9 protein-coding genes and 1 pseudogene are annotated in these 8,857 nt (G+C 44.4%); 5 read left to right on the top strand and 5 right to left on the bottom strand.

The genetic code is table 11. The features are described 5' to 3' along the window. Positions 1-95: 95 nt before the first annotated feature. The 5 genes from ACMWLG_RS24995 to ACMWLG_RS24975 all read right to left on the bottom strand — a co-directional run bounded on the left by ACMWLG_RS24995 (position 96) and on the right by ACMWLG_RS24975 (position 2,690). On the bottom strand, positions 96-305 hold the full coding sequence (locus tag ACMWLG_RS24995; RefSeq protein ID WP_072051430.1) for a glycosyltransferase family 2 protein: 210 nt from the start codon (positions 303-305) through the stop codon (positions 96-98). Between the two features lie 513 nt (positions 306-818). Further along, positions 819-1,253, bottom strand: a complete 435-nt coding sequence (locus ACMWLG_RS24990; protein WP_045620718.1) for a putative zinc ribbon protein — start codon at positions 1,251-1,253, stop codon at positions 819-821. 51 nt (positions 1,254-1,304) lie between these two features. Further along, positions 1,305-1,691, bottom strand: a complete 387-nt coding sequence (locus ACMWLG_RS24985; RefSeq protein ID WP_045620719.1) for a putative zinc ribbon protein — start codon at positions 1,689-1,691, stop codon at positions 1,305-1,307. 117 nt (positions 1,692-1,808) lie between these two features. Further along, a complete protein-coding gene (locus ACMWLG_RS24980) occupies positions 1,809-2,015 on the bottom strand; it encodes a helix-turn-helix transcriptional regulator (protein ID WP_045620720.1) in 207 nt (68 codons plus the stop codon). Between the two features lie 99 nt (positions 2,016-2,114). Beyond that, positions 2,115-2,690 carry an inovirus-type Gp2 protein gene (locus ACMWLG_RS24975; protein ID WP_045620721.1) on the bottom strand — a complete coding sequence of 192 codons (576 nt, stop codon included), beginning with the start codon at positions 2,688-2,690 and terminating at the stop codon, positions 2,115-2,117. 1,088 nt (positions 2,691-3,778) lie between these two features. Between ACMWLG_RS24975 and ACMWLG_RS24970 the strand changes: the two genes are divergently transcribed. The 5 genes and pseudogenes from ACMWLG_RS24970 (at position 3,779) to ACMWLG_RS24950 (ending at position 8,790) form a co-directional block, all read left to right on the top strand. Continuing rightward, complete coding sequence (locus tag ACMWLG_RS24970; RefSeq protein ID WP_045620722.1) at positions 3,779-4,705, top strand: hypothetical protein; 927 nt, start codon at positions 3,779-3,781, stop codon at positions 4,703-4,705. Positions 4,706-4,800: 95 nt separating this feature from the next. Further along, positions 4,801-5,688 (top strand): GTPase family protein, encoded by an 888-nt coding sequence (locus ACMWLG_RS24965; RefSeq protein WP_045620725.1) that lies wholly within the window; start codon positions 4,801-4,803, stop codon positions 5,686-5,688. Between the two features lie 198 nt (positions 5,689-5,886). After that, positions 5,887-6,291 carry a hypothetical protein gene (locus tag ACMWLG_RS24960; protein ID WP_171863426.1) on the top strand — a complete coding sequence of 135 codons (405 nt, stop codon included), beginning with the start codon at positions 5,887-5,889 and terminating at the stop codon, positions 6,289-6,291. Between the two features lie 11 nt (positions 6,292-6,302). After that, positions 6,303-6,725, top strand: a pseudogene (locus ACMWLG_RS24955) (type I restriction endonuclease subunit R); the annotation flags it as partial. Positions 6,726-7,239: 514 nt separating this feature from the next. Beyond that, positions 7,240-8,790, top strand: a complete 1,551-nt coding sequence (locus tag ACMWLG_RS24950; RefSeq protein ID WP_414763053.1) for a hypothetical protein — start codon at positions 7,240-7,242, stop codon at positions 8,788-8,790. The last annotated feature ends 67 nt before the right edge of the window (positions 8,791-8,857 follow it).

The raw sequence follows: 8,857 nt of genomic DNA, 5'->3' as shown, positions 1-8,857 counted from the left end.
CCGTCTGAATTTGCAGCGGGCTGGAGAAAGGGTCATTCTGAGAATGAAGATTCCGACGTTACTAACTGAGTGTTGTATCTAATCGTGGGGGCAGGTCATCCCTGATTGGCCTGTTTGATGAGAATGAGTCGGTCATCATGGATTTGACGAAGAACGTTGGCTATTTCATCAGTAGAACCGTCATCGACAATGATAAGTTCAATAGCCACGCGGGTTTCGCTGAGGATTTTATTCACCAGATTACCGATGGTCTCAGCAGCGTTGTAAGCAGGGATAATGACGCTAACGTCGATCTTATTCTTCATCACGAGTAACTATTTCCCTTCGTTGTCATCTTTGAGGCGTCTGATCGGGATAATCCGTCTTTCCCTGATCTCCTCGTCGATATCAAATAAGCACTCGTCGCAGAATTCTTTATCGAGTGCGAGCCACCTTTCAAGGACGTTTCTTTTTTTGTTGCAACGTGCACATCTATTCATCTTTCTGCGCCTTTGTGACCTCGTGATTCGGGGTACATGGAAAAGGGACGTAGCAAGCCTCGGCTAGATATAACTAACCGTAATGAAAGGCTTTTTTTGCGAGCATTGAGAGACAAGGATAACCAAGCTGGGCGCATGAAAGATAATCGTTTTGATAGATCAGTTTTTCGATATTGATCGTTGGTGCCGATCGATAAGAGGTGTGGTTATGCGACACTGTGCGTTTACAGTTCAGTAAAGCTGAGTTCTGCCAGTCGTGGCTAATGCGCTATCGCCTGTTGCAGGAATGCCCGTATGTCAGGCTTTCTCTCTGCATAACCAACGGCGAGAATATCCCCCTTATTTCGCAAATTTAACCGGTATCGTCAGGGTATCAAGGTCATTCATTTCTGTGCTGTAGATATGCTGTCCGCACTCCGGGCAACACCGGTGACCATAATATTCACGCTGGCAGAGTACGCAGAAGTAATCCTTTTCTGAAGGTGCTGTGACGGACACATCATCACGTTCCATCAGCGTATTCACGGCCTGATCAAAAGCGGATACCGGTTTATCCCGGGCAATTATCCGGTACGCACAATGCGTTAACCTGCGTTCGTCAGCATCTTCCAGGTCATGTTCGAAATAACCGCCGCTGTCATGTGTCCAGTGCAGACGCAGGGGATTGTTGCAGGAACGGCAGAACCAGAGCCCCCTTGAACGCGGAGTCAGGTCCCGGATGTAAGTGACTTCGCCCTCATGGTCAAGGGCTGTACGAATGGTTCGAAATTGCATGGTGTAAATCCTGTCATGGGATCCTGATAGCAAGTGGCAGATAACGCAGGCTCATTCTGCGCAACGTTCGGTACTGTGGTCACCGGTACGGCAGGTCAGGCAATAGCGCTCACCGTGATAATCGCTGTTGCAGCCAGAGCAGTGCCATTCGGCCTTGCGCACCAGCGGTAAGACATCTGGTACGTAGCGACGCAGCATGCGCACCCGCCAGGCTTCCTTAGGCTCAGGGCGTACATACGGACAATGGTGGCGTCCGTTCTCCGTCAGGTCTTCCCTTGTGTGCTCAAACCATGGGAGGTTAGTACCCCATTCGGGGTGGAATATCATCGGGCTGCCGCAGAGGTGGCAGGAGTAGTGGTCGTAAGGGTAAATCTGGGCAGTGGTTGCGCCCGTGAGACGCTTATTACCATCAAGCGCGATAAAAGATTTTGCGTACATAGTATTGGTCCTTTGCTGTATGACGCGCAGGGCTAAGCCGTCCCGGGGAGGGCAGCAGCGCAGGTCATACGACTGGTGGCGTTAAATCTGGTGGGAGATGCGGTTGTGTTCGATAGATTACTGACGGGACTGCGCAATGCGCTGCTGTAGCCAGGCTTCCACTTCGCTTTCAAGCCAGCGGGAGCTTCTGCCCAGCTTAATTGGCTTTGGGAATTCACCGTCTTTTATGAGCTTGTAGAACCATTTGTCCGTTAAGCCGGTGAGTTGTGTGATAAACGCCATATCGACAAATTTGTCATTAAGCAGATTGCCAGGTGTAGTCATCGTTTTTCTCCTTGAGTGGATGGGAGAAGAAGTCAGGGATTCGAATGGTGCAGACTTCTTCAAACGATGAGGTAATGGCGTATTTTTTTATCAGCGGGTTTAGCTGTACTTACGCCGCCTGCCGCTGACTGCCGGGGCCGGGACAGCGCTGACTCTGTAAATCCGCCGCTTTGTACGCTGGGATTGCTTACCGAGGTAGCTCAGGATAAACGCCATACCCTGACGCCCTCTGCTGTCGGAAAAGCTCACCACGCGTTCGCCTCTTACACGGTAATGTCCCTTTGGCTCGCAGCGGTGCGCATAGCCTTCTCCATCCGTGATGTCCTCCCACAGCGCGCTAATGGTCTCCCAGAAGCACCAGACTTTCCTGTGACGCTGACCATTGAGATAAAACGCAGCATGGACGTGGTAACGGTGGTCTTCTCCGTATTCCAGTACCCAGGCATATCCCACCAGCCCTGATAATGTCGTACATTGTTCCGTCAGCCAGGTCATATCGGCGACCAGTTGATTCACGTCAGCGGCGTTAAATGACTCACTCTCCCGGCGATAGGCAAAATCCACCCGAAGCATTAAGAGTTTCGAATAGCATTCAAAGAGCTGGTTCTGATGTTTGAATAATACGTTCTGTAGAGAACTATCGGGTTGGTGATTTTTTTTAGTATAGTGAAGCATGATGTTATCCCGTGATGAATAGTGGTCATGGGATTACAGCAGCGTGTTATTTTTTACTGCGTGGATTTAATCGGGTAGTCGGGTACGAGTGCGCTGGATGTCCATTCTGAACGCTGTCACTGATACCGTCAGCCTTATATTATCAGCGTGAAGTGATATTGCTCTTGTAGTCATCAGGGTAATGTCTGGGACTATTTTTTAGCATGAGAGAATCGAGGTTTGACGGGAGATAAGATTAATCAAGCTGATTGTATACAGATAAAATCTTCGGATGGATATCTCGTTGAAGGATGTCACTGTGGAGTATCAGTGCGCTTCTTAATAAAATAACACTAATAACCTAAATGAATCTGTTTTGAGGGTTTCAGTCAGTCTTTGGTTAATGGATTTGTGAAGTGTTTCTGTAGATAGAAAACTTGTTATCGACGTTTTTTAATCAGGCTGTATCTGATTAAAATCACCATGCATTCCAGTAATGCTACCGTACAGGTGTTATGCTACGCATACCTTCCTGCCACTTACGATAATACTCTCTGAGAATGTCGTTCACTGTGCTTACTCCTCTACACCTCAGCGTATATTATCTTCACCACTCTGACAGCAGAGTGATGTGTGTTCCACCCTCGGTCACTTATATTGGCACAACGGCTACGCCGGTGCCGGTACCTGTAAAGGTAACGTTTCGTATAATTGCAAGACAGCGTAAAAAATGAAAGCACGAACGCCGCAGGTAAAGCCCCCCTACCCAGGCTAGATGCTCTCACACTGAACCTGTAGCATCATAATCCAGTTATAATAAGATATAATTATCTTAATAAGAATAAATAACATGAACATATTCAAACTAACTCATTGATTTAATTTAATTATAAAGATATTCAATTGTATGATATTCATCAGGTATCTGCGTGATAACTTAGTGAAAGCCACTTGGTTTTTGTAGTGAATCCAACTTGTGATTGAGGTGTTGCCTTCTGATATCGCCATGTATATTGAGTTGAATTCTTTGTGATGTTTCACATTTCTGTTTTTATATGCAGCGTATACTTATTGATGATTTTTGAGTCATTGTTATCAGAGGGAGCTGTATGTACAGGTATATTGAAGTGAATTCAGTCAGGGAAGGGGTTTATCTTCTCTGGCGCCTTGGTCATGCAGAAGATGCCAGACGCTTTGCTTTCAGTTCGCAAAAGAACAGGCAACAAATTCAGGAAAAAATTAACGGTATCATTGATGGTGAAATACAAAATAATGACGGTGACTCACGTATTCTCAGAGCAGTGCTCCGGTATGCCTCAAATTACCGTGAACGTAGTGTTGATGAATCTCAGTTGTCATGGCTCAGGCGGGATGCTTATGGTTGCCTGTATTTCTGGTTAGGGTTAGTAAAAGAATACGTAACATTCTGGATGACGGAGAGTAATGAAGTGAACTCCCGATATTATTACCGACGGAAGGGGCATTTCTGGCTTACTGGTGAGCACATGTCGTCATCAGTCCCTGACACACCGGAACAATGTTATCTGGCAATATTATCCATCCTGGATATGTTACCTCACCGGATTAAACGCAAAGATGCCATTATAGCGGAACTAAGGGATGAGTATTTTTACAATAAGAAACGATTTAGAAAAGATTTTTCCTGGATGGCTGACGCTGAGCCTGAAAATATTGAATGGATAATGGAGCAATTCAGTCAGCATCGAAAAATCCTTCGGGACTTTAAAAATATTAACCTTGTTCATGAGATGCAAAACCTTGCTGTTCCTGCACTATATTATCTCTGGGAGGAAGAGCCAGACACAAAACAACTGTTTCTTAATACGTTGCGCAAACGTTATGCAAATATGAAGCACCGTAAGAAAGTAGCGGTTAAGTCTCCGGTTAATATTCGTATTTCTGAAAATGCAAAAAAGACGCTGGTAAAACTGGAGAAACGCTTTAACCGAAACAGGGCTGATGTGATTGAATATCTGATAGAAAAAACCTGGCAAGAGCTGAACCAGAAAAACTAAAAAATCTCAGTTATATATCACCTCAGTGAATTCCCTCCCGTTTCACTTCAACAGGCCTTCCATTCCGGATGGCCTTTTTTCATTCAGAGGCCAGCATGAAGCATCTATCGGGCTATGCCCTTATTCGCCGTCATCTGCGGCGTTATCCGCCGTCAATGCGACAGCATTTGCTGCAGGAACTCAACCAACTTGTTACCTGTGAGCCGGTGATTGGCATCATGGGTAAAACTGGTGTCGGCAAATCCTCGCTGTGTAACGCGCTGTTTCGCAGTGAAGTTTGCGCCGTGAATGCAGTGGAAGCCTGCACCCGTCAGCCACAGCGAGTACGGCTACGTTTCGGTACTCACTTCCTGACGCTCGTTGATTTACCTGGCGTGGGTGAAAGTGTTACCCGCGATGGCGAATACCGCGAGCTGTACCGGGAACTGATGCCACAGCTGGATATGGTGCTGTGGGTGCTTAAGGCCGATGACCGCGCTTATGCGGCGGAAGAGCAGTTTTACCAGGACGTGTTTGCACAGTACGGCGGACCTCTGCCGCCGGTGTTGTGGGTACTGAACCAGGTGGACAAAACCGAACCCGCTGAGTGCTGGAACTGGTTATCGGCTCAGCCCTCGGCATTACAGACAGAACGTATTGCGCAGAAGCAGCAGGCGGTGGCACGACAGTTAGGCATCGCTGAGCAGGAAATCCTGCCGGTCTCCGTCCGGGGACGTTATCGCCTGTCACGTCTGGTGGAAACGATGATTACCCGTCTCCCAAAGCAGGCCCGCAGCCCGCTGGTTCCCCATCTGCATAATGGGTATCACACCACCAGCGTCATCAGCACCGCCAGCAGCAGCTTTGGCGATGCCGTGGTGGAGGTTATCGATAAAGTCATCGATCTCACTCCTCTTCCACTGGTGGCCCGTTCGGCATTACAGGCTGTTACACATACTGTCGCCCGCGCGGCACGCTCACTCTGGGGATTTTTCTTCGGTTAGATACACATCCTCATCACTGCCGATAAGCGTTTTTACTTCATCACGATCGATTTCGTCGATCGAACAGATCGATATTCATCGTTGTACCTGATAAGCCCCGTCGTTACATAATCCACGGGGATTCATGTCACTATGTTATTTATTCATTAAAAATCAATGCGATGTATCGCAGTGGTTGTCACGTCTTAAGGAACGTCCATGAACAAATATTATTCCGCTACTGCTGCCATGATGCTGCTGGCAGTCCTGTTCTCAACGGCCGGAGCGGCTGAAAATGACATCATTAAGGTCGATATTCAAAAGAACATACAGGGTATCAATGTCACTGTCAGAGCTAAAACTGACACCGTTGTGATTAAAAACATCGACGTCAACCGGGGGAAATGCCCGCTGCTGACAAAAGGAACCGTCACATACCAGGGAAAAAGGCTTGAGGGCTGGGTGGAGCAGAGGGCGACTTTCACGCCCACCACGATGCATTTTGCTGACGGTCTGACCTGGCATTTCGGCCATACCTACCTTCAGCCACCGGCGGGCGTAGTCTGCAGTTTTCTTGAAGCCAGGGTGTTCACCGACCAGGGCACCTTCACCATCAGAGAATAATCCAGCAACTGGAGTACCGCCTGTCAAAACTCCACGAACAGCACCTGAAGCTGCAAGAGGATGCTGAAGAATACAAAATCAAACCGGGTAATGATGTCGGAACGGCGAAACCAAAGGACAAGAAAGAGGAGTTTCTTTCAAATATCCTGGCTCGTCTGAACGAGCTTTTTGTCACCGATAATCTGACCGATAAAGACATGATCAATTATGCCTTTGCGGTGCGCGACAAGCTTTCAGAAAACCAGGCGGTAATGACCCAGATCGCGAACAATACGCGCGAACAGGCGATGTTGGGTGATTTCCCGAAGGCGATTGATGATGCCGTCATGGATAGCAACGAAGCCCAGCAGGAGATGATGGTGCAATATCTCTCCAATCCTGAACTGGCGAAGGGCTTTGCCCGCGTGGTGTTTGATATGTTGAAAGGGGCTTAGCAATTATTCGATTCAGGGGCGCCGGAGTGATGAGTAGCTTAATTAAACATATCTCCGGTTACCCTTTATTTTACAATTAATACTCCAGTGAACTATTTTAAATTTCCGATTTAGAGAGGTAGTAATTCTTGTGGAGTCTTACACTAGCAATTTTAAAGTAGGTTAGTATTTCTCTCCGTGAGTTACCAAAATGGAAGGCCAGGTTTTGTCGGAGTGATAATACAATTAAGTATTAAAGGAGAACAGGCTAACTTAAGTGCAAAAAATAAAGAAAAAATATAAATCATGGTTGTATATAATTCAAAAGCATATTGATCATATCACCCTTGCTAAGTGAAAACTAAGTTTACATGGGGAGTTGTCAACCTCAGGCTTGATTGCCAATTTCTATCTTGAGATCACTTATAGTCATTATAATTAATATCAAGTTTAATTTTCTGAAGTTAATTCATTGTGGTTGACGTGGTTTTATTACATACTGATTATATGGCAATTAATTATTAAGGTACAATACATGTTATATTACGATGTACGCGCAATCAAAAAATTGGCAGATGATGCTGAAAGTTTTTATGAATTCTATAAAGAATGGATTGGTAAAGTTGAAGTTAAACACGCTCTAAATCTTCTTAAAATTTCATCTCTTTATTACAATCGCTTTTCCGAACAGTCTGAAGAAGATTATATTCTTTATTTTGGCCGATGTATTTATCAACTTTTAGTACGCTTTCCTGTCCATCGCGATCTTATTTTAAAGACCGAAAATGAGTGTCGTACCATTCATTTGGCATATAATAATTTCTTCCGAAGAGTTAGAGTGATGGAAAAACGGTATTATAAAATTTTAGGAGGTGAATACAAGCTTAATGCATTTTTAATTTTCTCTGAAATAAGTATGAGTATTATATGTTCTTTGCTTAAAAATGTTCCCAGTGAACGATTAGATAATATATTCCCCGTAGTGATAAGAATTGATGGTTTGCCTCTATCGGAAAATATTACACCTCAGGATATGAAATCAGTTAGCATGATTTTTGACCAAATATCTAGTTATACCGGCAATATTTTTAGAGAATTGCGAAATCTAAATATTCTGGATCTTGAGCACGATTGTTCTGAGCAAGCGGTTAAAAAAACTGGAAATTGGCTTAAAGAGTGGGATGATTTTGACTCTCTAAATCGTATCAGTGACCTTTTTCGGTTTTGTAATGCAGAGTTTAGCTACTCAGATTTAAATAACACATCTTTAATTGTAGATGAACATTGTGCATATAAAGCTTATGAGATAGCTCGTTCGCGATTCTCTATGCGTGGAACCAGCCTCTTTTACGAAATTCAGGAGCTCCTGAAAGAAAATCCTAATTTTATTGAGCAGATGAAACCCCTTGTTCCAGAATGGATAAACAAAAGAGATTTTTTCTCAATCGCTTATTTTAGTGAAATGGAAAATATGTCACCGGAGGATCTATATATTGAGTATGGAGGTGTGAATATTTATTCATGGATTCATGCATACGAAATGTTAATAGAATTAGCAAAAGAGGAGGTGGATAATCGTTTTAAAAAAACAGTTCCGGGAGGACTAAAGCTTAAAGATTGGGTTATAAGTCATACACGTGATGAATGGGTTCGATTTTTTGTTAACGGAGGACTTTCCTGGACTATAGCTGCATTAGTCACCGATTATTTTACATTTGATGATAAAGCACTTGATATAAACGATTGTCCGTTACTTTCTTATGGCGATAGCCTTTTTTTGATGCCTTCAATTGTTTCTATAAGTTGTGCTACTCGCTCCTTACTTTCTTTATTCAGCGCTAAAAATATAACAAGCCAGGATAAAGGTAAAAGCCATGAGCGGCAATTTATTCAACGGCTTAAAAATGCAGGGGTTTGTGCTGAGCAACTTTCATTACGAAAAGATTATGAATGCGACTGTGCAATGTTGATTGATGACCATTTGTTTTTTATTGAATTGAAGTCTAACGGACATCCTATTCATTTTAATCGTTATTATCAAACGCTAGTAAATATTAGGGAAGGTGCGAACAAGTCCCTGATATGAGATCATGTTTGTCATCAGGAGCCATGGAACAGGGTTCATCATGAGTCATCAACTTACCTTCGCCGAC

It is taken from the genome of Enterobacter sp. 01-M-02-SI-ECC (assembly GCF_047530595.1).
GTDB classification, from domain to species: Bacteria; Pseudomonadota; Gammaproteobacteria; order Enterobacterales; family Enterobacteriaceae; genus Enterobacter; species Enterobacter cloacae_M.
This window is presented reverse-complemented; position numbering and strand designations above follow the sequence as displayed.

Coding starts and splice junctions, on each gene's coding strand:
- ACMWLG_RS24995 (WP_072051430.1), bottom strand. CDS start 305: ATGAAGAATAAGATCGACGTTAGCGTCATTATCCCTGCTTACAACGCT.
- ACMWLG_RS24990 (WP_045620718.1), bottom strand. CDS start 1,253: ATGCAATTTCGAACCATTCGTACAGCCCTTGACCATGAGGGCGAAGTC.
- ACMWLG_RS24985 (WP_045620719.1), bottom strand. CDS start 1,691: ATGTACGCAAAATCTTTTATCGCGCTTGATGGTAATAAGCGTCTCACG.
- ACMWLG_RS24980 (WP_045620720.1), bottom strand. CDS start 2,015: ATGACTACACCTGGCAATCTGCTTAATGACAAATTTGTCGATATGGCG.
- ACMWLG_RS24975 (WP_045620721.1), bottom strand. CDS start 2,690: ATGCTTCACTATACTAAAAAAAATCACCAACCCGATAGTTCTCTACAG.
- ACMWLG_RS24970 (WP_045620722.1), top strand. CDS start 3,779: ATGTACAGGTATATTGAAGTGAATTCAGTCAGGGAAGGGGTTTATCTT.
- ACMWLG_RS24965 (WP_045620725.1), top strand. CDS start 4,801: ATGAAGCATCTATCGGGCTATGCCCTTATTCGCCGTCATCTGCGGCGT.
- ACMWLG_RS24960 (WP_171863426.1), top strand. CDS start 5,887: ATGAACAAATATTATTCCGCTACTGCTGCCATGATGCTGCTGGCAGTC.
- ACMWLG_RS24950 (WP_414763053.1), top strand. CDS start 7,240: ATGTTATATTACGATGTACGCGCAATCAAAAAATTGGCAGATGATGCT.